The organism is Bradyrhizobium sp., from assembly GCF_049519115.1.
GTDB lineage: Bacteria > Pseudomonadota > Alphaproteobacteria > Rhizobiales > Xanthobacteraceae > Bradyrhizobium.
Map to the genome: position 1 here is coordinate 20,753 of NZ_JBEKRB010000024.1, position 26,224 is coordinate 46,976.

At 57.2% G+C, this 26,224-nt stretch carries 21 protein-coding genes; 7 read left to right on the forward strand and 14 right to left on the reverse strand.

What is annotated here, in order from left to right:
* Positions 1 to 384: 384 nt before the first annotated feature.
* Entirely contained in the window at positions 385 to 1,293 is a 909-nt protein-coding gene (locus tag ABSE61_RS18985; protein ID WP_423872665.1) for a hypothetical protein, read from the reverse strand.
* Between the two features lie 226 nt (positions 1,294 to 1,519).
* On the opposite strand from ABSE61_RS18985, the gene ABSE61_RS18990 reads away from it, so the two are divergent.
* The 3 genes from ABSE61_RS18990 (at position 1,520) to ABSE61_RS19000 (ending at position 6,167) form a co-directional block, all read left to right on the forward strand.
* A complete protein-coding gene (locus ABSE61_RS18990) occupies positions 1,520 to 4,297 on the forward strand; it encodes a PAS domain-containing protein (protein WP_423872666.1) in 2,778 nt (925 codons plus the stop codon).
* The gene (locus tag ABSE61_RS18995) at positions 4,294 to 4,953 is read left to right on the forward strand and encodes a response regulator transcription factor (RefSeq protein WP_423872667.1); all 660 of its coding nucleotides are present in this window, start codon (positions 4,294 to 4,296) and stop codon (positions 4,951 to 4,953) included. The genes ABSE61_RS18990 and ABSE61_RS18995 overlap by 4 nt, the downstream gene beginning before the upstream one ends.
* A gap of 824 nt (positions 4,954 to 5,777) precedes the next feature.
* Positions 5,778 to 6,167 (forward strand): response regulator transcription factor, encoded by a 390-nt coding sequence (locus ABSE61_RS19000; protein ID WP_423872668.1) that lies wholly within the window; start codon positions 5,778 to 5,780, stop codon positions 6,165 to 6,167.
* A 429-nt stretch (positions 6,168 to 6,596) separates the two neighbouring features.
* On the opposite strand, the gene ABSE61_RS19005 is transcribed toward ABSE61_RS19000, so the two are convergent.
* From ABSE61_RS19005 to ABSE61_RS19015, 3 genes are all read right to left on the reverse strand, one after another.
* The gene (locus tag ABSE61_RS19005; protein ID WP_423872669.1) at positions 6,597 to 6,839 is read right to left on the reverse strand and encodes a hypothetical protein; all 243 of its coding nucleotides are present in this window, start codon (positions 6,837 to 6,839) and stop codon (positions 6,597 to 6,599) included.
* Positions 6,840 to 7,199: 360 nt separating this feature from the next.
* Positions 7,200 to 7,952, reverse strand: a complete 753-nt coding sequence (locus ABSE61_RS19010; protein WP_423872670.1) for a transglutaminase-like cysteine peptidase — start codon at positions 7,950 to 7,952, stop codon at positions 7,200 to 7,202.
* A 63-nt stretch (positions 7,953 to 8,015) separates the two neighbouring features.
* Positions 8,016 to 9,014 (reverse strand): AraC family transcriptional regulator, encoded by a 999-nt coding sequence (locus tag ABSE61_RS19015; protein WP_423872671.1) that lies wholly within the window; start codon positions 9,012 to 9,014, stop codon positions 8,016 to 8,018.
* Between the two features lie 306 nt (positions 9,015 to 9,320).
* Here ABSE61_RS19015 and ABSE61_RS19020 point away from each other — a divergent pair, with 306 nt between their 5' ends.
* Both ABSE61_RS19020 and ABSE61_RS19025 read left to right on the forward strand, forming a co-directional pair.
* Positions 9,321 to 10,340: an NAD(P)-dependent oxidoreductase gene (locus ABSE61_RS19020; RefSeq protein ID WP_423872672.1), complete on the forward strand. Its 1,020-nt coding sequence runs from the start codon at positions 9,321 to 9,323 to the stop codon at positions 10,338 to 10,340.
* A gap of 57 nt (positions 10,341 to 10,397) precedes the next feature.
* Positions 10,398 to 11,438, forward strand: a complete 1,041-nt coding sequence (locus ABSE61_RS19025) for an aldo/keto reductase (RefSeq protein WP_423872673.1) — start codon at positions 10,398 to 10,400, stop codon at positions 11,436 to 11,438.
* Positions 11,439 to 11,833: 395 nt separating this feature from the next.
* Here ABSE61_RS19025 and ABSE61_RS19030 read toward each other — a convergent pair whose 3' ends face one another.
* The 6 genes from ABSE61_RS19030 to ABSE61_RS19055 all read right to left on the reverse strand — a co-directional run bounded on the left by ABSE61_RS19030 (position 11,834) and on the right by ABSE61_RS19055 (position 18,083).
* A complete protein-coding gene (locus ABSE61_RS19030; RefSeq protein WP_423872674.1) occupies positions 11,834 to 13,081 on the reverse strand; it encodes an oxalate decarboxylase family bicupin in 1,248 nt (415 codons plus the stop codon).
* Positions 13,082 to 13,207: 126 nt separating this feature from the next.
* A complete protein-coding gene (locus ABSE61_RS19035) occupies positions 13,208 to 13,666 on the reverse strand; it encodes a cytochrome family protein (protein ID WP_423872675.1) in 459 nt (152 codons plus the stop codon).
* A gap of 71 nt (positions 13,667 to 13,737) precedes the next feature.
* Positions 13,738 to 15,939: a molybdopterin cofactor-binding domain-containing protein gene (locus ABSE61_RS19040; RefSeq protein WP_423872676.1), complete on the reverse strand. Its 2,202-nt coding sequence runs from the start codon at positions 15,937 to 15,939 to the stop codon at positions 13,738 to 13,740.
* Between the two features lie 13 nt (positions 15,940 to 15,952).
* The gene (locus tag ABSE61_RS19045; RefSeq protein ID WP_423872677.1) at positions 15,953 to 16,933 is read right to left on the reverse strand and encodes an FAD binding domain-containing protein; all 981 of its coding nucleotides are present in this window, start codon (positions 16,931 to 16,933) and stop codon (positions 15,953 to 15,955) included.
* On the reverse strand, positions 16,930 to 17,592 hold the full coding sequence (locus ABSE61_RS19050; protein ID WP_423872678.1) for a 2Fe-2S iron-sulfur cluster-binding protein: 663 nt from the start codon (positions 17,590 to 17,592) through the stop codon (positions 16,930 to 16,932). The genes ABSE61_RS19045 and ABSE61_RS19050 overlap by 4 nt, the downstream gene beginning before the upstream one ends.
* An 86-nt stretch (positions 17,593 to 17,678) precedes the next feature.
* Positions 17,679 to 18,083, reverse strand: coding sequence for a cupin domain-containing protein (locus ABSE61_RS19055; protein WP_423872679.1), 405 nt, complete (start codon positions 18,081 to 18,083; stop codon positions 17,679 to 17,681).
* A 407-nt stretch (positions 18,084 to 18,490) separates the two neighbouring features.
* Between ABSE61_RS19055 and ABSE61_RS19060 the strand changes: the two genes are divergently transcribed.
* Positions 18,491 to 20,842 (forward strand): FdhF/YdeP family oxidoreductase, encoded by a 2,352-nt coding sequence (locus tag ABSE61_RS19060; RefSeq protein WP_423872680.1) that lies wholly within the window; start codon positions 18,491 to 18,493, stop codon positions 20,840 to 20,842.
* 141 nt (positions 20,843 to 20,983) lie between these two features.
* Here ABSE61_RS19060 and rpoH read toward each other — a convergent pair whose 3' ends face one another.
* The 4 genes from rpoH to ABSE61_RS19080 all read right to left on the reverse strand — a co-directional run bounded on the left by rpoH (position 20,984) and on the right by ABSE61_RS19080 (position 25,202).
* Positions 20,984 to 21,916: an RNA polymerase sigma factor RpoH gene (gene rpoH, locus ABSE61_RS19065; RefSeq protein ID WP_423872681.1), complete on the reverse strand. Its 933-nt coding sequence runs from the start codon at positions 21,914 to 21,916 to the stop codon at positions 20,984 to 20,986.
* 378 nt (positions 21,917 to 22,294) lie between these two features.
* Positions 22,295 to 22,651 carry a hypothetical protein gene (locus ABSE61_RS19070; protein ID WP_423872682.1) on the reverse strand — a complete coding sequence of 119 codons (357 nt, stop codon included), beginning with the start codon at positions 22,649 to 22,651 and terminating at the stop codon, positions 22,295 to 22,297.
* Positions 22,652 to 23,367: 716 nt separating this feature from the next.
* A complete protein-coding gene (locus ABSE61_RS19075; protein ID WP_423872683.1) occupies positions 23,368 to 24,732 on the reverse strand; it encodes a PQQ-dependent sugar dehydrogenase in 1,365 nt (454 codons plus the stop codon).
* Positions 24,733 to 24,734: 2 nt separating this feature from the next.
* Positions 24,735 to 25,202 (reverse strand): DUF2231 domain-containing protein, encoded by a 468-nt coding sequence (locus ABSE61_RS19080; RefSeq protein ID WP_423872684.1) that lies wholly within the window; start codon positions 25,200 to 25,202, stop codon positions 24,735 to 24,737.
* A 726-nt stretch (positions 25,203 to 25,928) separates the two neighbouring features.
* Between ABSE61_RS19080 and ABSE61_RS19085 the strand changes: the two genes are divergently transcribed.
* Complete coding sequence (locus ABSE61_RS19085; RefSeq protein WP_423872685.1) at positions 25,929 to 26,189, forward strand: hypothetical protein; 261 nt, start codon at positions 25,929 to 25,931, stop codon at positions 26,187 to 26,189.
* Positions 26,190 to 26,224 lie beyond the last annotated feature (35 nt).

The following is a 26,224-nucleotide window of genomic DNA, read 5'->3' on the forward strand; positions in this document are numbered from 1 at the left end:
ATTTTTGTCCCACGAAAGCCGGTTCGGTTCGATCGCGGACTTCGTGGTTTCTGCTATAACTTCTCATTGCGTTGTCCTTTCTTGCGGCCGCGCGTACTCGTCTCCGATCGCCGGATCCGACAAACCTGGCAAATCCCGCTTATTTGGCCGTCAGCTCAATTTCTGTTCGTTCATTCATTCGGTGGGACGTAAAGGCTACCAAGGATGCTCTCGCAAAATCCGCGAGAGCCATAATCGCGCTCTTGCAGTGATCGGCGTAGCAATCTGGATCGCAATAGCAGAGCTGCGTCCCGATCTCTCGCAGGTAGCCCGCTCCGATCGGCTCACCACACAGCGCGCAAAAAGATTGCTTTCTGGGCGTTTTGTCATTCACTAGGACAAACTTCATGTCGCACCTCCCAGCGCAAAGCAGAACACAGTATCCGATGGGTTGAGACCGCTCGGCGGTGGGGCGCAGAGGTGATTCCGGCCGTCGGGATTGTCCCTATTCCGTTCGAGCTTTTCAGGAGGGATAAGAATATATTTTCCGTCCTCCCTGCGCTTGGCGTAGATGTTGCCGTCGGCGTACTGGATCTCCGTCGGATAGCAATCCGCGTCGTTGCAACAACTAACGTTCGGACGATCCGGCATATGCCACGTCGAATAGAATTTCTCGTGCAGAGGCATATCCTGTGGCGGATGGTGCCGCGCAACGTGATCCTCGTGATCTTGCGCCCGCGCGGGCATTACCAAGACGCAGCACAAACAGATTCTGAGGACGAGTTTGCATAAAAGGGTCACTACGCAATATGCAATCCCCTTGGTCCAGAAAGGCGACGTTGTTTTGGAATTGTAGTTGCGGTCGCGGTTAAGCGGCCTGAATCCGGGGTAAAAACCTGCGATCACTCTCTCGACGGGTTTTGAATCGATCGGCGCACCGCTTTGAACAAAGAGCGGTTCGCCAGGAGTAATGCCGAACGAGGCCGAACCGTCCGTCGCAGATCGCGCAACGCTTACTTGCGCTGTTCGAAAGACGTTGAGGACTGTTGCGCATGTGTCCCTCCTAGTGGTTTTGGTTGGGTGGTCGTTGGTGCTTGTTTTCGCTCGCGGCCGCAATTTGCGCTCGTAGGAAACAGGGAATTTGGAGCGCGCGTTGCGCGTGAAACTCGTGTGCGGGAATTTGTTCATCAGATGGCCAAGCAACGCAGCAAGCGTTCCTCGTGTCACAGGCGCTGTTGCCGGCGGGGCGAATGCATGGCCTCGCCCATCTGGCTCGTCACCGCAGCGCTCGAATGTCTTTGGAATCGAGAACATGTCGTCACCTGCAATCGCTCTTTCGAGTTGCAGTGAGACTAAGAGGATCGATACCTCTGCTCAATTGTACGTGGGTAAACGCAAGATATCAAAAGGGATCGTCGGACTATACGGAGGTTTGTGAAGGGCTAGATCGCCATGCCGTTTTGGCTTGGACGAATTGCCGATCCTCGTCCAAAGTGCTCTAATTCGGCTTCAGGAGACCGAAACGCTCAGAGAATGAAACGTGACGAGAACATTCAAGTGCCAGTATTCTGCTGCGCAGTTTTTGCTCGGCAAAAGTAGTTCTGATCTGCGCCAATCTAAGTCGAGGATGCGCGGTATCTCTTACTATGCGATGGCAGTCTTGTCGGTCGCCGTTCCGGTATTCGCAACAGAAATTGCGGTGCCTTTGCTGCACCCGGAGCCTACTGCACTATTGTTGCTTTGTGCCGTGATTTTTACAGCATGGTTTGGCGGGTTCGGCCCGGCATTGTTGGCGATAACGTTCGGCCTTTTCTGTTTCTATTACAGCATGGCTCCGCCGATCATCTCATCTGTGTGGAAGCACGATCTGCTCGCTGTGGATATTTCGCAGGCGCCGCGGTTGATCGTGTTCTGCATTACGTCGCTCATTGTTGCATTCATCGTTTCAGCGCAAAGAAAGGCAACAGAGGCTTTGCGGAGCTCGCGTGATGATTTGCGAGTGGCGATCGATGACCTGAAGCGAACTGAGTCCGCGCTTCGCCTTAGTGATATGTATTTGACCGAGGCGCAGAGGTTGAGTCAGACCGGGAGCTTTGCGTGGAAGCCCGCTGGCGGAGAAATCTACTGGTCAGACGAAGTATTCAGAATTTTTCAATTTGACCGGTCGACGGAACCGAACCTGGAATTTCTTGTCCAACGAACCCATCCGGATGACCGCGCTTCGGTACAACGAACAATTGACCTCGCTTCCGTTGATGGAAAAGACTTTGACCACGAATATCGATTGCTGATGCCGGATGGCTCGGTGAAATATGTCCATGCCGTGGCTCATGCTATCAGGAATGCGTCCGGCAACATCGAGTTTGTTGGAGCGGTGACGGATGTTACGCTTGCAAAGGAGACGGAACGGAAACTGCGGCGCAGCGAGGCTTATTTGGCCGAAGCCCAGCGTTTAAGTCACACAAGCAGTTGGGCTTGGGATGTGCGCCTTCGAGAATTTGTGTATCGATCACCCGAGGTTTATCACTTGTTTGGCTTCGTTGAGGGAGCGGAGGGTTTATCGAAACAGCCTCTCCACGATCGTATCTTTGCCGAGGACAGGCCCTGGGTTCTCGAGGCAGCGCAACGAGCCGTTCAGGAGAAGGCGCATTTCGAAGTCGATTATCGGATCATTCTTCCAGACGGAACGATAAGACGCGTCCATTCCGTGGGACATCCTATCGTCAACCGCGAAGGGGATGTTACCGAGTTGGTCGGTACGCATGTTGACGTCACCGAGCAATACGAAGCCAACGAGAAATTGCAAAGGGCCTTTGACGAAATAAAGAAATCCGAAGATCGGCTTCGATTGGTGATTGACACGATCCCGACGCTGGTATGGCGCGCTGGGCCCGATGGCGTCCCCGATTTCCTGAATCAACCAGCCCTTGACTATACCGGCCTTTCGCTGGATCAAGCGGAGCTTGGTTGGCCTCGCGCCTTTCATCCTGACGATAAGAAGGGGATGTTGGTGAGGTGGAGCGCCATACGGGAGTCCGGTATGTCGGGTGGGCTTGAAGCCCGTCTCCGGCGCTTCGACGGTGAATATCGCTGGTTTTGGTTCCAGGCTGAGCCGTTGCGGGATGAGGCGGGCAACATCGTCAAATGGTACGGATCGTCTACCGATATCGAGGACCGCAAGCGCACCGAAGAGGCACTGCGCGAGAGCGAGCAGCGCTTTCGCGACTATGCCGAAACGGCCTCCGACTGGCTTTGGGAGAGCGGACCGGACCACCGGGTTATCCGCATATCGGAACACGTCAACGCTGCCGGCCTTGTGCCCTCGCATCTCCCGGGGGTTAACCGATGGGAGCTTGCAACCGATCTCGAAACGCAACCGGAAAAATGGCGGCTGCATAGAGAAATGCTCGACTCACATCAGCCATTTCGCGATTTTGTCTATAGCACTGTAAACGAGAGCGGATCTCAGGTATTTGTCCGGTCAAGCGGCAAGCCGCTTTTTGACGTCAGCGGTAGTTTTCTCGGCTACCGAGGAACTGGCACTGATATTACCGCGACTATTCGCGCCGACGATGCGGAGAAAGAGCTGCGCAAGGCGCAAGCGGAGCTCGCGCACGTCGTGCGCGTCACCACGCTCGGGGAATTGACAGCCTCAATTGCCCACGAAGTAAATCAACCGCTTGCGGCCGTCGTGGCCAACGCGGAAGCGGCTCTGCAATGGCTCGACCGCGAGATTCCGGATCTCGGCGCCGCGCGGCGTTCGGTGGAATGGGTCATCGAAGATGGCTATCGCGCCAGCGAGGTGGTTCGGCGTATCCGAGCACTCGCAACAAAGAATGACATAGAAAAAGCACCTCTCGACTTGAATCAGGTTGTCAATGAGGCCGCCGCGCTGGTGCAGCGTGAGTTGGTCAGCCACCGGGTATCACTTCGATCCGAATTGGCGCCGGCTCTGCCCAAAATCCTCGGCGATCGCGTCCAGCTCCAGCAGGTGATAATCAACTTGCTAATGAACGGCATGGAGGCAATGCAGATGGTCACGGACCGGGCACGCGAACTGATAGTCCGGTCGGGTCAGGAAGGGATACATCAGGTCGTGCTAAGCGTGACGGATAGCGGCGTGGGGATCGACGCCGAGAACGCCAATCGACTGTTCAGCGCGTTCTTCACCACCAAGTCCAGCGGATTAGGCATGGGACTCTCAATCAGTCGGTCAATCGTGGAGGCTCACGGTGGGCGTCTGTCCGCCTTCGGCAATGAGGCACCTGGCGCGACGTTTCAAATCACCTTGCCTATGCATCGAGGGGATGCACAATGACTGAGGTTTCAAAATCATCGAAGGGACCCGCGAGCACCGAAGGACCCATCGTATTCGTAGTCGAAGACGATGTGTCGGTGCGCAGATCACTCAGCAATCTTCTTCAATCGGTGGGATTAAAAGTCGAGCTGTTCGGTTCGGCGTCCGAAATGCTGGAAAGTCAGCTTCCAGATGTCACGAGCTGTCTGGTACTTGACGTCAGACTGCCCGGATTGAGCGGCCTGGACTTTCAAACCGAACTGGCGAAGGCGAATATTCAAATTCCAATTATCTTCATGACCGGTCATGGCGATATTCCAATGACCGTGAGGGCCATGAAGGGAGGGGCTGTCGATTTTTTGACCAAGCCGTTTCGTGAGCAAGAGATGCTCGACGCCGTCCTCGCTGCAATTGAACGTGACCGGAAGCGGCGCGAGGCCGACAAAATCCTCGGTGACCTTCAGGCCCGTTTTGAAGCTCTGAGCTCCCGGGAGCGGGAAATTCTGGCTGGGGTCTCCTCCGGCCTCATGAACAAACAAATTGCCGCGAAACTCGGACTTGCCGAAATAACCGTAAAAATTCACCGTGGGCATATTATGAAGAAAATGGGGGCGAAGTCGTTGGCCGATTTGGTTAAAAGGGCCGAAGCGCTTGGAATTTCCAATGTCAGGCCCTAGCCAAATTCTGAGATCATTCGGGCGAAGCAAATTTTGGAGGCAAGCTCGTCCGCCCCACTGCGCATAAACCAAAGTATGTGCCGTGCAAACCAATATCACACTCGGATCATCCTTGTACGACGGGCGCTCCGCTCCCGATCGTATTAGGCTCGTATCAAAATGAGGCCGGCATTGATCGATGTCAGCGCCATAGGGCTTGAATGGCGAACGCAGCGTTCCTGGCGGAGGGATGGCGACGTAGGTTGCTTGCTTCGACAACCAGGGAAGGTGCGGCTCTGTTATGGCATGTTGCACGCAAGAGATGGTCTGTCGTTTGTTACCCGGTGACCAGTTTTATGTTCGGCGACACAGGACTTCGTCCCGACCACTAGCGATACAAGCAAATTACCCTGACCGTCCGCGGCCGCGTCAATCAGACATTGTCAATGGTGCCCCATAGCGAATCGGCGAATAGCACCATCGGAAATGCGCTCTGGACAGGCTTCCGTGCCGTGAGGTCCATGTCCGATTCAGGAGGAAGCCCTAGCTAGCCGGAAGTTGGCATGTCGAAGCGGGCTTGGATACGCTGGAGATCGAAGTTGTTCAGCAACGATAGGGAGCCGATTGTTTCGGAGCATGTCCGGTCGATTGCGGAGCAAGCGCTCGGGGGCGCGAGGTAGATCTTGCCTTTGCGTTGGCGAAGGGGCCGAGGCGTTTCGCAACATGCCGTTTACGTGAACAAACTCAAGTATTACGTTGTTATGCTCGCTGCCGCCTCGCCTTTGGGCTGGGCGGCACTAAGTCAAGCCTTATGTTCTACCTTGTCAGGAAGGCCACTCTTCTAGATGCCCCCGGTAATTTCGATCGTTGATGACGATGCCTCCGTCCGCGCCGCGACTAACAATCTTCTTAGCTCGCGTGGATATGTAGTCTACACGTTTGCATCGGCGGGTGACTTCCTTCAGTCAGATCGCCTGAAGGACTCTTCGTGTGTCATAGCGGATGTGCAGATGCCTGCCATGAGCGGCTTGGATCTGCTGGCGCATCTGCGTACCCAGGGCAACGAGACGCCATTCGTTTTTATTACAGCATTCCCTGACGCGAGTGTCCGCGCCCGGGCGTTGAAGGAAGGGGCCATCGGCTTCCTGGCCAAACCCTTTGCGGGACCAGATTTGATCAAGTGTATTGAAACCGCCATTGATCGCCATGGCGGCAACGTTGACAAGGGTGGGTGAGCTTTGATGGGGTTGGTGCGAGCCCGCTAGTGCTGGTATCACGGCAGAAGTAATCAAGCCCGCCGTCAGGAGTGATCGAGCGTTCCACCGGATCTGCACAGATTCTGTCCGAATGCCGGTAGATCCGATTACGCTAGTGCCGCAGCGATCGGGATGGAAAAAGCGCGGCCAGCAGTCGGCCGGTAAGGGAGATCGTTCGAAGCAGTGTATCGGCGCATTCAGGCCACCATCGCGGTGCTGCTCGGTATTTTCAAGACAGCTCGATCGCTGGGGCGGCGCTCCGCGCCGGTGAGGATGCTAACCGTAAAATTCTTCGCCATCCGGTGTGCCGTAAAGGGCGATGTTTGTCCGAGGGCAATGATATCTCTAGCGATCACCCCAGCGGGACGGTGGAGCACATCCTGTGTCCCACTGTCCCGATGGATTGAATCAGCTCGGGGGATTGAGATTCGGATCCCAGCCGCCCACTCTGGACGGGTCCCTTCCACTGAAGCCAAAGTTTTCGATATTCCGTTCTGCCCGTGTCGATGGCACAGCAAAGGACGGCTCGGACATCTGGTTATAGGCGCCGTTGAACATCTCGTTGTGGTAGGTTTTGCCTTTCGCGAACACCGGCGTAGCAACTGTAGTGGCCAGAATTGCCACAGCAGTCAGTGTCTTCATCATAGTCATTTGTCTTTCTCCGTTCTTCTAATTAGCGCGAATGCGCATGCAGTTGATGTAGGTCTGCGATCGGTTGGCGCCATTAAATTGCATTTCATTCCTTGCGGCCGACCTGGTTGGGCCGGCGAGGCGGTTCTTCGTTGCGTCGAGTTGAGGCTTCCTGGGAGGGGCCACGCGACCTCAACAGCCGCAGGCTTGACTGTCATCGATGCGGGGGCGAGCGCCGGTAGCTACAGCCACATGCCGATCGTTGCTTTAGGCACTGTCTTTCGGAGACGACCTTCACGTTCGTTTTCTAACGTCTGCTGCTTAAGCAGATGGGCGACCGAGCCGCTTGCGTCAAATGAAGTGACGCGAGCGTCCGAACGCCTAATTGGAAAGGCGGCCTACAACTCGCTCATGTTCATGCGGCCCATCAGGAGTAGATGGCGAGCCGGAGTAACGTCTGACGCCATTGTGATCTATCAGAAATATAGGTCGGTAATATTTCCTCACTTGATGGTCCTCAGGCATGACCATATGGCGATTGTCGAGCACCAGCCAATTTCCATCAAGCCGCGCCGCTACAACGGCATGATCCTCTTCCCAGGTGTCGTCCCTCAGTATTACGATCCGAAGGTCAACGGTTGATACGCCTGCCTCCTGGAGCGCGACGAATTTTGCGATCGCGTAGTCCTCGCAGTCGCCAGCGCCTTCGGCGAGTGTGGCAAGGGGTGGACTCCAGACATCCTCCTCGCCGTAAAGTGCTAGATCGCTCATTGGCCTTATTGTCAGATTGATTGCGCGGTTGATCTCACCGAGTCGGGCACGACCATCCAGGGCGCGGGCGCTGTCGACGATCGTCAGAAATTGAAGTGCCGTTCGCGAGCGACAAGATGCGCGGTCATCCTCGCAGGTCTTCAGCAACAGTCGCTCATCGTCAACTTCTCGTTCGACCTTGAGCCACTTCTCGAGCAACGTACCTGTACTCACTATTGAGGTAGAAAGCCCAAAGGGTTCATCATTTCGGCCGATCGATGACGTCGTTGTTCCTGCCAGGAGTTCTGTTGGAGGCGAGATCAGGAATACTACCCCTGCAAGCCAAATGACGCGCCAAACGCTTGCACTAATCACGCTCTCCATCCCGTTTTTCTGAGTACTTCGTCCGGGCGAGAACCTTACCGACGTCCGACGCGCTTTTGCGGTTCAGTCCTCTCGGGAACGCCGAAATGCACTTGGCGTAACGCCGGCGAACTTGCGGTATGCCCGAGTAAATGAACTCGTTTCTCGAAAGCCAATTTGAATGCCGATTTGCGTCACTGAGAGCGCGGATCTCTGCAGCAGGCTCCTGGCGCGATCCATCCGACGGGTCATATGATAGCGATGCGGCGGCACGCCGAACGATTGTCTGAAGGCGCGTGCAAAATGATAGAGGCTGAGATCGACGAGTTTTGCGAGCGTGTTTAATGCAATTTCCTCCGCGAGGTGCTCCTCGATGAATTCTGCTACGCGCTTCTGCTGCCTCACTGGCAAGCCACCACGAACTGGCCTAATTGCTGCGTGTGCCGTTCGTTCCAATCGAGCGAGTTCGTGCATCAGCACTATGCTGAGTGCCTCCACATAGATTTGGCTCGAAGGATCGGAGTTTCCAACTTCGGCCTTGAGCTTGAGGGCTGTGTCCCAAAGCGCTTGATCGAAGAAAAATAGTCGCGGGCTGAAGGTGGGGCAGGCAATCCCCGATCCTGGCTCGAACAAACGATTCCGAAAATCGATATAGAAGTAGGTAACGCGCGTCAGTACCCGCGGCGTTTCCCAACCGTAGAACCGGTGCCCAGCAGGGACGAAACTCAGCTTGCAATTGAACTCGCGTTGCGTCGATTTTGGCAAGCCCTCGATAAGCGTCTCGCCTTTGTGTCGTTCGGCCCGTTCGTGAGCTATCAACAAATGTCTTTCTGCTCGAAAGCCGTACTCGACGGCGTCGCGCCGTGTAACTTTTACTGTATCTGCTTGGATGGCTCCCCAATTTGCCAATCGTCGGTCAGCAATATCGGGTGGCGAAATGTCAACGATCGCACGATGGGGCAGGCGGAAACCCGAAGGGCCGAAGCCAACCCCTCCTTCCCCTGGCGCCCGCATCAGGCCTCGTCTATCGCCCGAAAGATCCTTTTGATCTTTGGCAAACGCCGGCGGGTTTAACGCATTCATTGTTGCCCTGCTGTTCGTAGCTGAAGATGCGTGCGGCAGTCTTTGCGATCTACAAACAGACTAAGTGCGTTGATGCTCAGTTCCATTAAATTGCCGTTCAGAGAATTAAATTGGACGTCATTAGTAGGAGTTTCCTGATCCATTTGGGCTCGAGAGCGGCGGATTAACGTTTCAAGAAAGCCAGCAAGAAAACGCAGAGCGCGGCAAGCCGAGACAAGCGCAAGCTCCCTCCATCCCCAGATTTACGAACGTGTCGATCATAAAGTGAGCATCCCGCGCTGCATCTACGGTCGGTCTGGAGTCCCTATGTCCAAACACGGAAATAGCTCTAGCGTTGCCTTCGGAAACGCAGCGGAAATCGCGTCAAGCAAGCGTCGAGGTGGCTCGCAATCCGGCCTCGCGGCCTTAAATGCCGAAATAGGCTTCATCGGCCTTGGTCATATGGGAATGGCAATGGCCGCCAACCTTGTAGCCGCCGGTCTACCTGTCATCGCATATGTTCGCCGCGCCGACCAGGTCGGACACCTTGAAGCGATCGGCCTCAAGGTAACGATGGACATCGGTGATCTGCTCGACTGCCACGTCGTCATCAGTATGTTGCCGGACGATGATGCGCTGCGAGACGTCGTGTTCGGTCGCAGCGACGATGACCTCGAAGGTCTGGCCGCGGGTCTGATGCCGGGCGCAATCCACCTGTCGATGAGCACCATCAGCACGGCGGCTGCATCGCTGGCAGCCGCCGAGCATGCGCGGCACGGACAGGGCTACGTGTCTGCGCCGGTCTTTGGCAACCCCGAGGCTGCCAAGGCGCGGCAGTTGTTCATCGTCGCTGCCGGGGCGTCGGCCGACGTTGTGCGCTGTCAGCCGATCTTTGACAGTCTCGGCCAAAGGACATTTGTTGTCGGTGCCGATCCGCAAGAAGCAAACTTGATGAAACTGCTGGGCAATATGATGAGCGCGACAGCGCTCGAGATGCTCGGAGAAGTCGTCGCGGTAATGCGAAAGCGGGGGATCGATCCACGCCACTTCATCGACATCATGACGAGTTCGATGTTCGGCGGACGGGTGCACAAAATCTACGGTGACAAGATTGTACAGCAGGCCTACGCGCCTGGATTCGTCTTGCCGCTTGTTCTCAAAGATGTGCGCCTGGCGCTCGCGGAGGCGGAGAAGGCGGGCGCCCCGATGCCATCAGTAGGCGTGGTGCGGGATCGGCTGATCACGGCGATCGCTCGCGGCTACGGAGACCTCGACTGGACCGCCCTCGGGCTTCTCGCGGCGGAGGAGGCTGGGCTCTTTCCGGTGACTGCGACGGCTGCCCGGTGAGTTTGGCCTCGCGGTCCGCAACAAGCCCATCGTATCAAAAAGGAAAAGAATTAGGTCATGGCTCCTCTAACAGAAACTCTCAAAATAAACACGGAATTTATGGAAATCCCGGGCACCGCGCTCAAAGTATCGCGTGTCGCCATAGGAACCTGGGCCATCGGCGGTTGGATGTGGGGAGGAACCGACACGGCTGAGTCCGTCGCCACTATCCGCAGTGCACTCGAGCATGGAATCAATCTTGTCGACACGGCGCCGGTTTATGGATTCGGCCGTTCCGAGGAGATCGTGGGTAAAGCAATCGCCGAAGGACGGCTGCGCGCGGACGTGGTTATTGCCACCAAGGCCGGACTGCAGTGGGATGGCGGGAAGGTATCGCGCAACGCCAGCCGCAGCCGTATCATGCAAGAGGTCGAAGACTCCTTGCGCAGGCTTCGAACCGATTACATTGACATCTATCAGGTTCATTGGCCCGATCCATTGGTTGAGATCGAAGAAACCGCCGAGGTAATGCATGAATTGTTCAAGCAGGGAAAGATCCGCGCCGTCGGAGTGAGTAATTTTTCGACGCTTCAGATGGAGAGATTCCGCCGAGTTGCGCCCCTTCATGTATTGCAGCCGCCCTACAACCTTTTCGAACGTGGGATCGAGGCTGACCTGCTTCCCTACAGTCGCAAAAACGATATTGCGATACTGGGATATGGAGCATTGTGCCGGGGTCTACTGTCCGGACGGATGAAACCGGACACGGTCTTCAGTGGCGACGATCTGAGACGCTCGGACCCGAAGTTCATCGAGCCTCGATTCGCGCAATATGTGGCAGCTGTGCAAAAGCTCGACCGGCTCGCCCAGCAACGCTTCGGCAAGCGCGTCATTCACCTCGCAGTCCGCTGGATGCTCGACCAGGGAATCACCACAGCCCTTTGGGGCGCGCGCCATCCCGAACAGCTGCAACCCGTCGACGAGCTAATCGGCTGGTCGATCGACGCCTCTGCCAAAGCTGAGATCGATCGGATCTTGCAAGAGAACGTCGTTGACCCGATTGGTCCAGAATTCATGGCTCCGCCGTCACGCGGCGCCGCGGCTTATTCGCGCAAGTAGTTTCCGTTCGCACCAACTGAATGTCAGCAATGACGAGGCGCCCGTTCGTTCTTTGATTGATCAGCAGATTTCGTATCAAGAATCGAGTTAGCCCACCGAGCTTCGCGATCGAGTACGGTTGTTGGGCGGTTTCCTTGGCGCTGCGCGATCTGGCGGGAGTTTAGGTCGAATGCCGCGGTTGAGCAGCTTTAATCAAACATGAAACACAGAGCGGTTGTGGTTTTGTTCCACGTTGGATTCGGAATTCGTTGCTCTCGTGGCAACCTTTTAAAAGGCCAGGTCACGTCGAAAGCAGTGCCGAGCACCAGGAATACCGGTAGAACCGCAGGCCGAGCTGAGCGACTGAACGATCTTATCTGGTCCGATCGGCGCGCCTGGATCAAGGGGCTTCTGATCTACGAGCTTGGCATCACGCCAGGGCCGTTGTCCGGCCATCTTGCGATCGTGGCCTCGTCGATGTTCAGATGCTGGGCAACCAACGCCGGCGGCGTATGGGTCAGCCAGTTGGAAAGCGAAACCTCCTCATATCGGGAGGCTCTGAAAACCGCGACAAACTGAAGGTCGGTGTCGCCGACATTCTCGACGTAATGGCCCAGATTGCGTTTGACGTAACCGATGTCTCCCGGATTGAAGTCCATCGTCATCGCATTCGGGCCGGTATTGAACACCGTCATTCGGCCTCTGCCCTTGATGTAATATTGCCATTCGTCGGCGTTCGGATGCCAGTGCATCTCGCGAATGCCGCCGGGCCGAACCGTGACGAGTGCGGCTGCGATATTGCTTGAGACGAGGAAGTTGGTGCTGTCGGCAATCCGCACGTCGCCGCCTTTGGATTCCTTTACTGGAGCTGATGCTCCAAGCCGGAAGATGAACGGATGAGGTGGAACTTCGCGGGCGTTGCTGACCGCAGCACGATCGGATGCCAGATCGCCGGGCAGGGTGCCCTGGAATATCCAGAGATTTTGTAGTGGAATCTTGGAGAATGTCTGGGCCGGAACGCCAAAGTTCTTGGCGAGCACCTCGGGAGGCGTATGGGCGAACCAGTCCGTCACCAGCAGCGTATTGAACTCGCTGGCATCCCCTTCATCAAAGCAGATCACAAATTCGCAACCGTCCGGGCCAAGCCCCTGCAACGAATGCGGCTGACCGGCCGGAAAATACCAGAGGTCACCCTCACTGACGTCCGCGACGTATGGCCGGCCCACCGAGTCGAGAACGGTAATGCGGCAATTGCCGTACGTCATGATCGCCCACTCTGCGGCCTGATGCCAGTGCAACTCCCTGATGCCTCCGGCCGTCAACCGCATGTTGACGCCCGTGATCGTGTTCGAGATCGCGAAGTCCGCTTGCGTCACCTGGCGCGCCCAACCGCCGTTCTGCACGCGCTTTGGCGCATTGTTGAATGAGGCCCAGTCCATCGGCATGCCGCCGACGTCAGTTGCCGGCGGAAATTGCGCCGAGGGAAATTGCTTGCCGATCGCCTCGCTCTGCGGGCCAGGGTCCTTAAGATTTCCCGGACCTTTGGCGTTGATGGCGCCTTGCGCCGGCTGGTCCGGATTGCCGAAGGATGCGGCGTGTGAGGTACTTGTCGTCATCATGGCGCCCGCAGCGGACACCGCCAGCACATCCCGTCTCGATAGCATGTTGGCTCTCCCAATAAAACCTGCCGCGAACTAGGGAGAAATACGACTTCAAATATCACGAGCCACTAAATAAGAGTTTAGCGATTCTTTGTAGTCTAGTAGATGGTAATCCCGAGAAGCTTTTGGTCAATTTTTCGATCTGAGGTTTGTGTCCAGGTCCGACGCTGATGCACTGATCGGTACTTTAATGTCTACGACGCCGTGGTTAAGCGCTTGGTGACACGAATTGCATGCGCTGGTGAGGCCGCCATACGCTTTGACGAACGCGGTGCCGTCTTTGGATCGGATTGCGCCGTTGAGCTCATCGAGCGGCTGCGCCATCACGGAGGCTATCATTCCAGGAAACATGATGTCGTGCACTGTTGGATGGGCCAGCCCGAGTCGATTGAATGCACCGCGAAGATTTCCAAGTTCATAGCTTGCGAATTCCCAGTTTTTATCCTGTCCGGCCTGCCATAGCCGCTCGTGCCGCGGTTGAATTGTCGCGATCATCAGATCGCTGACGCTCGGCAGGTACTCGGCGGACGCCGCGTCAGACCCGGCGGTAGCGGTACGCGAGGCGGCAAAACTGATCGCCAGGCTCACCGCCACGGCTGCTGCCGTTACGGCAGGCAGAGTCCAAGGGCGACGCACGATCCAAACGTTTATCCCGCGGCTCATGTGCGCGCCGGAAGTGTTGAAAGCAGCTTGTCGAGCGTGATCGGGTAGTTCCGAATCCGGGCGCCGCAAGCATTGTATATCGCATTGGCGATCGACGCCCCGGCGCCGCAGATTCCCAGCTCGCCGATGCCTTTGCTCTTCAACGGGTTGGATCTGTCGTCGAGCTCGGCAAGAAAAATAGCGTCGATGAGCGGAATATCAGCGTGCACGGGCACGTGGTATTCGGCGAGATCGTGATTGACGAAATATCCGAAGCGCGGATCGAGCGTCAGCTCTTCGTGCAGCGCTGCGCCAACACCGAAGACCATTCCACCGATCGCCTGTGAACGAGCCGTCTTGGCGTTCAGGACGCGGCCGGCCGTGAATACGCCAAGCATTCGCCGGACACGCACCTCTCCAGTATCCGTGTCGACCCCGACTTCGGCGTAATGCGCGCCGTATGATTGCTGCGAGAAATTCTTGTTGTTGCTGCCCGGCTTGATCTCACCGTCAGCGTCCATCCCCGTGCCCACAAGGTCCGTCAGCTTTCTGGACTGTTCTCCCGATACGATGCTGCCGTTTGCGAAACGAGCGGTTGCCGGATCCATGCCGGCAATCCGCGCCAGCTTTTCACGCAAGGTGTTGCAGGCATCGAACAGCGCCGAGCCTGAACTGCCCGCGCCCCACGATCCACCAGAGCCGGCGGCTTCGGGAAAAATCGTATCACCGAGTTCAACCCGGACTTTTTCGATTGGGAGGCCGAGCATCTCGGCAGCAATTTGCGCCAGGATGGTATAGGTGCCGGTACCGATGTCGGTCATTGCCATTTTCACGGTGGCGTTGCCGTCCGGGTCCAGTCGCACATTGGCTTTGGAGAGCCGAAGCGGGTTGCCGCGCGTTGCCGCGGCCATGCCCATTCCAACCAGCCAGCGTCCGTCGCGGAGCTGGCCTGGCTTCGTGCTCCGCTTATTCCATCCGAAGCGGCGTGCTCCTTCCTGCATGCAAGCGACCAAGTGACGGCTGGAGTACGGGATGTGCTTTTCCGGGTCCTCGCTCGGCTCGTTTCGAACGCGCAACTCGACAGGGTCGAGGTTCAGCCTCTCGGCGAGTTCGTCCATTGCGCATTCCAATGCCATTAGTCCCACGGACTCGCCGGGCGCGCGCATGGAAGAAGCGACCGGAATGTCCAGTGCTGCCAAACGGTGCCGTGTCAGCCGGTTGGATCCGGCATAGAGCGTGCGAGTTTGGAGCGCGGCGCCCTCGTAGGTTTGTTCGCTGGGTAGATTACCCGAAAACACATCGTGACCGATTGCGAGGATCCGGCCGTCGCGATCGGTACCGAGACGGATGCGCTGAATAGTGTCGGAGCGGTGTGTCGTGACGTGAAAAATCTGCTGCCGTGTCAGCGCTGTCTTGACGGGCCGCTTTAGCTGCCTGGAGGCGATCGCCGCCAGGATGGCATCGGCATTGACCCACAATTTGCCGCCGAACCCGCCGCCGATAAATGGACTGATCAGGCGGATATTCTCAGCGGGAATTTTCAGAGTGGTCGCGATTGCCTGTTGACCTTGATTGAGCATTTGGTTCGCGGTGTGCAGGATCAACTTGTCGCCGTTCCACATTGCGACCGTGGCATGGGGTTCCATCATCGCGTGACTTTGCAGCGGGGTGGTGTAAGTCACGTCGATCTGGACGGGAGCTGCGGCAAACGCAGCTGCGAAATCGCCCACAGAACTGTCGGCTGGCGGAGCATCGGTTGGCTTCGGAACTCGCGCCTCTTTGAGATTAGCGGAGAGTGTGTATTTTCCATTCAACCGATCATATTTGACATCGACCAGGAAAGCGGCTGCCCGGGCTTCCTCGAAGCTTTCGGCAACCACGAAGGCGACCGGCTGGCCATAATGCGTGACTTGCGGCCCGGTCAATACGGGAAGCGCCTCCCGGTGATTGCCCGCGCCCTGGGCTGGCGCATTACGGTAGGTTAGAACTAGGGCCACGCCGGGTGCCTTCTCAGCTGCCCGGGTATCAACCGATTTGATCGTTCCCTTTCCGATCGCGGCTTCGACCACAAAACCGTAGAGAACACTCTCTGGCGGCGTCTCGTAGGCATAGCGGGCGCCGCCGGTGACTTTCAACCGGCCGTCCACGCGGTCGAGTGGCTTGCCGACAACGCCCTGTTCATCGAGGGCATTGGGGCGGATGGATGCGTTCATTTCCATACGTTCGCTTCCCTCAGGTCTTGGTGATTTCGGCGAGCGCGCCGTGCAGGGTGCGTCGGGTCAGCGGAATCTTGAAATCATTGCCGCCGAACCCGCGCGCGCCCTCGAGTACGGCGTTCGCGGCGGCTTCGAAGGTGGCAGCGTTCGCGGTCGCGTCGGTCAATCTTTGCTCCGCCTGTGCCACGCGCCACGGCTTGGGCGCCAAACCACCAAAAGCGAGGCGGGCTGAACGGATCCGGCCGTGTGTGCTGTCGATGATCGCGGCGACCGAAACCAACGCGAACGCGTAGGAGGCGCGATCGCGGACCTTCCTATACAACTGGACACCTGGCGGTGGAGGCGGCAGCGTCACCGCGGTGATAATCTCGCCTGTCGTGAGCGAAGTCTCGATCTCCGGAGTTCTGCCGGGAAGACGGTGAAGCTCTGCAATTGGAACGTATTTCGTTTCGCCCTGTGGATTGACCGTCTCCACAGTTGCGTCGAGTGCCCGCATCGCCACCGCCATATCCGATGGATGCGTCGCAATGCAAAGTTCGCTAGTACCCAGGATCGCATGAATGCGGTTGAAGCCTGCCAGCGCCGCGCAGCCGGAGCCGGGGTTGCGCTTGTTGCAGGGTTTGGTGATGTCGTAGAAATAGTAACAGCGTGTTCGCTGCAATAGATTTCCGCCGGTCGTTGCCTTGTTGCGCAATTGCGCGCTGGCGCCCGCCGACAATGCCCGGCTCAGGACACCATAACGTTGCCTTACGCGGGCGTCGGCTGCGAGATCACTGTTCCGAACCAGTGCGCCAATACGCAAGCCCCCGTCGGGAGTCTCTTCGATCCTGTCGAGGGGCAGGCGATTGATGTCGACCAGGTCAGACGGCGTCTCGACTTGCAGTTTCATCAGGTCGAGCAGATTGGTGCCGCCTGCGATGATTTTCGCGCCTGGCTTGAGGGCAGCCGCCGCCGCTTGCGTTGCCGAGCCGGCGCGTTGATAAGTGAAGGCTTTCATGTCGGCATTCCCGCGACTTGTTTGATGGCGGCCACGATGTTGGGGTAGGCTGCGCACCGGCAGATGTTGCCGCTCATTCTCTCGCGAATTTCTACATCGGTGAGTTCAGCGGCTGGTTGCGTCAGATCGTCGGTAACATAGCTCGGCATGCCCTGCCGGCTCTCGGCCAACATTCCGATCGCCGAACAGATCTGGCCCGAGGTGCAATACCCGCACTGAAAGCCGTCATGTTCAATGAACGCGGCCTGCAGCGGATGCAGATTATCGCCTTCAGCGAGTCCCTCGATCGTAGTAACGGACTGGCCATCATGCATAACCGCGAGGGTCAGGCAGGAGTTGATGCGGCGTCCTTCAATCAGTACCGTGCATGCTCCGCATTGGCCATGATCGCAACCCTTCTTTGAACCGTTCAGACCGAGGTGTTCGCGCAAGGCATCCAGCAATGTCGTACGGGGGTCCAGCAGGAGCGAGTGCGGATAGCCGTTGATTTGAAGGTCGACTTTCACGCCAGGCGGCGACTGCTCGCCGTGATCGGCGGGGCTGGCGGCAAAAGCCTTCGCCGGCAGTGACGTCAAGAGCAGCGCAGTAGTCCCGGCCTCGATGACCTCGCGGCGGGTGACGTGATTTGAGAAGATTGGATCGGGATCGCGACTGTCCATGATTGCTCCGCTGACTCGCTATTGATCTACAAGGGAACGTCAGGCTTACGGCCCGCGTCTCCTCCTGTTGACCGGCGACATTTGGCTTACGGCCAAGTGTCGTTCGGAAGATTGACGACAATAGGCGTTGAGGTGCTACGCACGACAACCCAGCGAAAAGGCTCCGTATTGGACGGATTGATTTCCATGTGCGGAAGTAGGGCGGGGACATGAATGAAATCGCCGGCCGTCGCGCGCGCCACCGATTCTCCAGTGTTACCCCAGCGGATTTCGCAGATCCCTGAGAGGACGTAGGCGATGGTCTCCTGTTCCCCGTGATGATGAATGCCCGTGCGCGATCCGGGAGCCACCACGAAGAGGCCGCCCCAGATTGCCGATACGATACCAAGCGCCGGTGCAATCGCTGCGCGGCGTTCGGAGCCCGGCGTCTGTGCTGTCTGCTGATCGAATTCAGCTGGGCTAACAATGCGGATCGAGGAGGAGAAATCCATGGCATCCCGGATCGATTTACATTTCCGATTTTCAAGTTAGGCGGCGGCCTGTTTGAAGGCCACTAAATTGGCGTTTAGTTCTCTGCTCGGAATCAAGGCGCGTTTGGGGAGCGCCGGCAAATCCCTTCCCGCCAAATCATGATGCTGATCATGTCACGGCGTGGCGTGCGATCATCGAGCCGCGCGACGAAGAGCAAACTATCCTGTTGGTTCGGGCTGCGCAGGCGAGGCAACCAATCGCCGACTCGGCGGTAAGCATCGAGGCCCAGGCCTATCGATGATTAAACGGAAATTTACTTGAGCCGATCTCGACGGTTTCCGATGTCCATGGACGGTTGCGGACGAAAGTCATCCGTTCAATCTGCAATATTTCTCGGCCAGACTTCAACGCGATATCGGAGAGCGCAATGAGCGAAAACGATGTCTCAGGCGTCGGCGATTACAAGGGGGCGGCGGCAGGGTGGGGCGCTCTGAAGGCAGTCGCCGATGCTCTTCGCGGTCAGACAGCGATTGTGAAGGAGACGCGCGGTCTTCTCAACATGAACCAGCCGCACGGGTTCGACTGCCCAGGTTGCGCGTGGCCCGATCCAAAACACACTTCGTCTTTCGAGTTCTGCGAGAACGGCGCCAAAGCAGTCACCTGGGAGGCGACCGGCAAGCGAACGACGCCGGAATTCTTTGCGGCTCACACGGTCAGCGAACTATGGAATCGATCGGATTTTGATCTCGAGAATGAAGGGCGTCTTACCCATCCAATGGTCTACGACCGCGCGACAGATAGATACCTGCCGATTTCCTGGGATGACGCGTTGAGGAAGATCGGCGCTGCTCTCCGCCAGCTGCCTCAACCCGACATGGCGGAGTTCTACACCTCGGGACGAGCATCTAACGAGGCGGCCTTTCTCTATCAGTTGTTTGCGCGAGAATACGGAACCAACAACTTTCCCGATTGCTCGAACATGTGTCACGAGGCGACAAGCGTCGGTTTGCCTCAGTCGATTGGTGTCGGCAAGGGCACGGTTACCCTGGAAGATTTCGATCACTGCGACGCGCTGATCTGCATCGGTCACAATCCTGGCACCAATCACCCTCGCATGTTGACGACGCTGCGAGAGGTCGCGAGGCGGGGGGTTCCGATTGTCGTTCTCAATCCGTTGCGGGAGCGCGGGCTCGAAAGGTTCACTGCACCGCAGAGCCCCGTCGAGATGCTGACCTTGAGCTCGACGCCGATCGCGTCGACCTATTATCTGGTAAAGGTCGGCGGCGATATCGCTGTGTTGAAGGGCATGATGAAGACGCTGATGGCGCTGGACGCCAAAAGCCTTAGCGCAGGCGGACCAGGCGTGCTCGATCGTGATTTCATCAATAACCATACGAGCGGTATCGATGAGCTGCTGGTTGACCTCGATAGGACCTCCTGGAACGAGATCGAGGAGACGTCTGGTCTGTCGCGATCTGATATCGAGTTCGTAAGCAACGTGTATGCCAAGGCGGAACGGGCTATCGTTACGTACGGTATGGGGATCACTCAACATCGCCACGGCACAGCCAACGTGCAGCAGATCGCCAACTTGCTACTGCTTCGCGGCAATATTGGGCGTAAGGGCGCCGGCATTGCTCCGCTGCGGGGCCACTCGAATGTACAAGGCGACCGTACGGTCGGCATTACCGAGAGCCCGAACGATGATCTCTTAAACGGACTAGCCCGCGTGTTCGGATTTGAACCGCCGCGCAAAAAAGGTCATAACGCGATCGAAGCCATCGAGGCTATTCGGGATGGGCGCTCGAAGGCCTTGGTCTGTCTCGGGGGCAACTTGGCAGTCGCGATGTCGGATCCGGAAGTCACATTCAAGGCGATGAGGGAGCTCGATCTTGCAGTGCATATCGCCACCAAGCTCAATCGTTCCCATCTGCTGCTGGCCAAGCAATCCTTCATCCTTCCTTGCCTGGGACGAACCGAAATCGATGTTCAGGCGGGCGGCCGGCAATCCATTACAGTAGAAGATTCAATGTCGATGGTTCATGCTTCTCGCGGCGGACTGAAGCCAGCGTCGGAGCATCTCAGGTCGGAACCGCAGGTCATCGCAGGGATAGCATTAGCGACCTTGCCCGACACGCGGGTGCGCTGGGCCGACCTGGTCGCCGATTATGGCAGGATTCGCGATGCCATCGAAGCGGTTTTTCCGGCATTTGCGGACTTCAATGCCCGCATAAAAAAGCCTGGCGGATTTCGACTGTATGTTGCTGCATCGGAGCGAGAATGGCTAACGCCGACCAAGAAGGCAAACTTTCTGGTGTATTCAGGTCTCGATGAGGATCCGCGCGTTGCTAATCGTGACGTTCTCACGCTCACGACGATCAGAAGTCATGATCAATACAATACGACGATCTACGGCATGAACGATCGTTATCGTGGGATAACGGGACGCCGCGACGTCGTGTTCGTAAATGAGCGGGATCTCGTCAGCCGAGGCCTGAAACATGGCGATGTTGTCGATCTCAGTGTCGTGCCTGAAGGTTCGAGTCCCGGCGAGCGAGTGCTGCGCGACCTCACGGCTGTCGCCTTCAACATCGCTCAGGGTTCGATTGCGACCTACTATCCGGAAGCCAATGTCCTGGTGGCGCTCGATCATTACGACACGAAATCCGGAACGCCCTCCTACAAATCGACACCGGTCCTGCTTCGCGCCTCGCAAAAAGGCGATCGCTCGCTGTTGAGGCCGGCAGCTAACAATGCCGAACTTGCAGTCCAGGACTGACTAAACACGCCAATTCGGTCCGGTGGACGCTTATGCCGGAAACTCGGCGCCTTATTGTGTGCCGTTCGTAGGGTTTGTCTGCGCTAAGTCGCGACTCATCACGCGATTTGTGGGGCATGATCCGCTCGGGCGGATCGCGCTTCAGACGCCCGCAGCCTCCAGCTTCGCCGCTGGCGGTTTAGCAGCGGAGTTCTTTACTGCCTTTCGTACCTTCTCGAAGGCTCGTACTTCGATTTGCCGAATGCGTTCACGAGATACGTTGAATTTCTCCGCGAGCTCCTCGAGCGTTGGCGGCCGGTCGGTCAGATGCCGCGCCTCGAAAATGCGACGCTCGCGGTCGTTCAGGACTTCGATCGCAGCGGCCAGGGCCTTAAGCTGACGGCTTTTTTCGTTCTGTTCCACAACAATAGTTTCCGGTGAGGGGGATTGATCGACGAGCTGGTCCTGCCATTCGCCGATCTCTCCATTCTCATGAAGTGGTACGTTGATTGATTTATCGCCCCCGAGGCGCCGATTCATATCGACGACCTCCTGGTCTGCGACATCGAGGCTCTTTGCTATCAGGGCGACTTGGTCTGGACGAAGGTCGCCGCTTTCCAATGCTGCAATCTTGTTCTTCGCTGAGCGCAGCTTGAAGAAAAGCTTCCTTTGGCTCGCGGTGGTCCCGATTTTCACCAGAGACCAAGAACGCAGAATGTAGTCGTGTATTGAAGCCCTGATCCACCACATCGCGTAAGTCGCAAAACGAAAGCCCTTTTCCGGCTCAAAGCGGTTCAATGCCTGCATCAGGCCGACATTCCCTTCCGAGACGAGTTCGGCAATTGGCAAACCATAGCCGCGGTAGCCCATCGCGATTTTGGCTGCGAGTCGCAAGTGACTTGTGACGAGCTGGTTCGCCGCATTTTGATCGCCCTGTTCGCGCCAGCGTTTGGCGAGCCTGTACTCCTGATCCTTCTCGAGCATCGGAAAGCGTCGAATGTCGTTGAGATAGCCTTTACCGCGTCGGTCGTCGGCAAGCGCCAATCCGCTCCGTGTTCGGGCCGTGAGGTCCAGGAATTGTCCCTCGATACCCATGTTAGTCACTCCGTCCTTTAAGACTCGATTTTCTCCGCCGCTCGAACTCCGACGGATCACCTAAAGATAGGTTTCGTGTGGTGGCAGCCATTAAATTGAGGGTTAGGACTCTAAATTCGAATTCAACTGTCTTCTGAAATCGTCTTAGCTGCCTCTCCTCGCTGCAAACGGGTAACTGCCGCTCATCAGCTGGCGTCTCGCGATGGTGGAGATTCGCGCCACGCAGTTGCTGCTGCTTATCGCATGCTCCAATCACGCAAAGCCGTGAAGGGTTAGAGCTCACCCGTGGACCTGGCGGTTAGTTCTTCGCCAATCTCCACGGGGACCCATTGAGGTAGAAAAAGCCGGCCACAGGTAGTTTGCAGGTCGGCCTGGCGTTCAGTAGATGCAGTTGTACGGCGGAGTGTTTACCGTGTAGTCGGTGCAATATCCGCCATAGTTGTAGACGCCGCCGTAGCCCCGCCTTCCAAAGTGGTCATGACCGACCTGCGCCATCGAGCCCGTCCGAAAACCGTCGACATGGGCCGCGCCTAGACTTCCGATGCGAGTACTGCCAAGGCCTCCCATTTGAGCTCCACCAAATCCGCCGACGTGGCCGCCGCCGAAGCCGCCCATGCCCATGCCACCGCCACCATGCCCCCCGCCGCTACCACCACCTCGGGCTTGGGCGCCCGTGGCGAGCAGGCTTCCGGCCAGCAATGCGCTCGCCAAAATCGCTATCATTCGTCGTTTCATGTCATTCTCCATTTTGTTTTGGGCGGACTATCCGCCACAGGTTTTGTGCGATGTTGGGTCTCTCAGCAAAAGTGAACGCCAAAGTCGCGATAAAATGGAGATGATAATTCGTAGCCGTATTCTCTAGTGAAATCTCCGTGTTTGGTTCTTCGAATTGAATGGTTCAGCGTACTTGCAACGAAGTGCGCGCAAAATCTAGAACGCGGTTTTTGCGGAGAGCCCGGTGGTCGCTGTTAGATCAGATGCGCTGGCCTTCGCTGCAACGAGCGCCGAGCGTTTTGGTGGGATTCCAAAAAATCGGACGGCGCTCGCCCGTCTTATTCGGGGGCAATGAGACGTGGCGTGCGCCGTCCATTCGACAGCCATAAGATATCGCCGCGGGGGCTGCGTGGCGTGGCTGTTCTGAAGACAATCTATACTGCGGATTTCTTTTCACAATTAAATAGCGTGTTAGCGTTTAGCCGCGCTTTGCCGGGCGAGAAGGATCGGGCCAGCGACGCTGCGAAGGAGTAGAGGAATGGTTGCGAAGGCCGTGCAGAAATCCGTTGCCATCATCGTGCCAACGACGGCGCAGTCTCTCGACGCATCATGCGCCGCCACTCGTATTCTGTCGAATTGGATCGATTGAACGGGCTGGATCAGTCGATACCGCCCACATGATACGTGTTGCTCATGTGGGCGGCGGCCTATTTAATCAGCTCCGCTGGGCGCGAGACTTACCTCATCGATGACAGTGAATCCGGGCGAGCCGACGACACCCGCCAAACCGTATCACCGACATCGTCGGCGATGAGCAGTGCGCCGGTCCGGTCGACGGCAAGACCGACTGGCCTTCCGTGCGCGTGATTGTTCTCATCGAGGAAGCCGGTGACGACATCTTGCGCCGGGCCGCTGGGCCGACCGCCGCTAAAGGGCACAAAGACCACCTTGTAGCCGTTGAGAGGCGTTCGATTCCAGCTTCCATGCTCGCCTATAAAGGCACCGTTTTGGTAGTTTGAGGGAAGTCCGGTTCCCCTGTACATGGCCAAGCCCAATGGGGCGACATGCGAGCTTAACGCGTAGTCCGGCACGATTGCGGTCGCGACCAGATCGGGCCGTTGCGGCTCGACGCGTGGATCCAGGTGGTTGCCGTAGTAACTGTAGGGCCAGCCATAGAACCCGCCATCCTTGACCGATGTCAGATAATCCGGCACCAGGTCAGGGCCGATCTCGTCGCGTTCGTTGGCGATGGCCCAGAGTTTGCCGGTTTCAGGCTCCCACTGAAGTCCAGTAGGATTGCGGATCCCGCCGGCGAAAATGCGATGCGCGCCTGACGCCCGATCAACTTCCCAGATCGCGGCTCGCTCATATTCAGCACCAATTCCGTTTTCGGTAATGTTGCTGTTCGATCCAACACCGACGTAAAGTTTCGAACCGTCAGGACTCGCCAGCAAAGCCTTGGTCCAGTGGTGATCGATGGGGCCGCCGGGAAGATCGGTAAGCTTGGTGCCCGGGGCCTTTATGCTGGTCTGTCCGTCCTCGTATGGATAGCGCATAATGGAATCAGTGTTCGCGACATATAGATCGTGGCCAACAAGGGCGACGCCAAACGGCGAGTTGAGATGGTCTAGAAATACAGTTCGCAGTTCGGGCGTACCGTCACCCTTGGTACTGCGCACCAGCGTGATGCGGTTTGCGTCCTTTGCCTTGGCACCGGCAAACCACTGTACCCAGCCGGTAACGATGTCCTTCGGCCGATGAATCGGCGCCTTCGGACCATTGCTCTCGACAACCAATACGTCTCCGTTCGGAAGGACGTAGAGAGATCGTGGATGTTGAAAGCCGGTAGCCAGCGCCTGGATCTGCAATCCTTTGGTCACGACGGGATACTCGTCTGTTTCCCATCCGATAGCCTTCGCGACTCGTATCGGCGGCATAAAGTATTGCTGTACCTCGGGCAGCACCGGATTGGCACCGATCTGCAGTTTCGGGTCGGCGGCATTATCATCACAACCGGCGAGTCCCAAGCCGGCGACTGCGACAAGGAGTACAGCGAGGCGCGGTAGCTTCGCAGAAGGTGAAAGTCTGGGTGCACGCATCATGTTTATCCTCGGACAGGAGAGCGGTTTGCCAGGGCTGTACCAACCCGGACCGTGAGCAAGAGAACAATGACGACGAGCCCGGAAAGCGTTAGGCCCAACGGCACGACGGCGGTGTAGCCATCGCGGCTATGAACGAAGGCATTGATTAGCGAGAGCAGCACGGCAATCACGTAACCAACCATGCGCGGCAACGTGGGTCTGTCGATTCGTCTGTGGGTTACGAGGTCGATCACGTAAGCGATGGCGGCAAAGCCCGCTAGCACCAGACCCGCGACGATCAGCCAGATCGAGAACCGCTCCCACATGACGTCAGGCATCTGCCAATAGACAAGGTCTGTGACCAAAGCTCCGGTAAAATAGGCAGCGGAAAAGGACACCAGCACCTTATGGATTGGTCGTCCACGAGGTGCCGCTCCTGACCATGCCGTGTCGGCTGAGGGGACTTCCGCGATTGCAGCTTGCTGTTGCATGTTTCAATCCTCGTTACGAACCGAAGCGCCCGCGCAAGACGCCGAAGTTGATATTCGGACCGGAATCGGCGCCGAAAACTTCTGTTGTATCCCGTTGAGCGATATAGACCTGCCTGTCCATCGCACCATTAAATTGAAAGTTAGAACAACACGGGCGCGCAGGCGTTATGCGTGCGGCACTCGGACGGAGGACGTACGATGACCGAGCCAACCAAAATCGATGAGGATAACGTGGTGACGTCACGCCGGCGGTTTCTGCGTGAGGGTGGCTCAATAGTGGGTGGGGCCATCATCAGCGGCGGTTTGGGTGGGAACGAGGCGCGCCCTTCATAAAAAGGATATCTGTCATTGCCACTAATCCCAACTCTTCTCCCGTCGCAGCGTATTTCTGTCCTCACGGCACGAGGACTCCAATTCGGGCCGATCGCGGTTCATCACGAATAGGCAATTGAACAGTTTGACTTGATAAAAACGAGGATGGCTGCAGGGCGTGTGACTGTGTTGGACATCACGTGCTCGCTCAAACTGGGCTGCGCCGTGATATCTGAAACCAAATTTAATGTTGCGACGCAGCATAGTGCTTAGCTAAGGCATCGAGCAAACTAAGTGCTCGGAAACAGTTGCGATGGTGAGCATACGAAATCGTGTCTCTCATCTCGCTCTCAGACAAGGCGCATCGAGCGCGGCGCATCTGCCCCGCCGAGCGCCATCCTAACGGAGATAAAAATGCGAAAGACAGTTCTAACTATTATCGGCGCGTTACTGATTGCCGGATCGACGGTTCAATTAGCCACGGCAGCCGAGCACCACGTGCGTGATTATTCCTCGGCAGCCACGGGGGAGCAGTTCCGCAATGCCAACAACTCGGCTGCGAGCACCTGGTGCAGCACGGACCCCGGAAATCCCTACAACCCGGCGACCGATTACGAGGGATGGTCTGCCTGGCGTCAGGACGGCGGTTGGGATAGCCGGAACGACTGCCAATAAGTTTTTACGCGAGGAAAGTTGACAAAGGGCGGCAA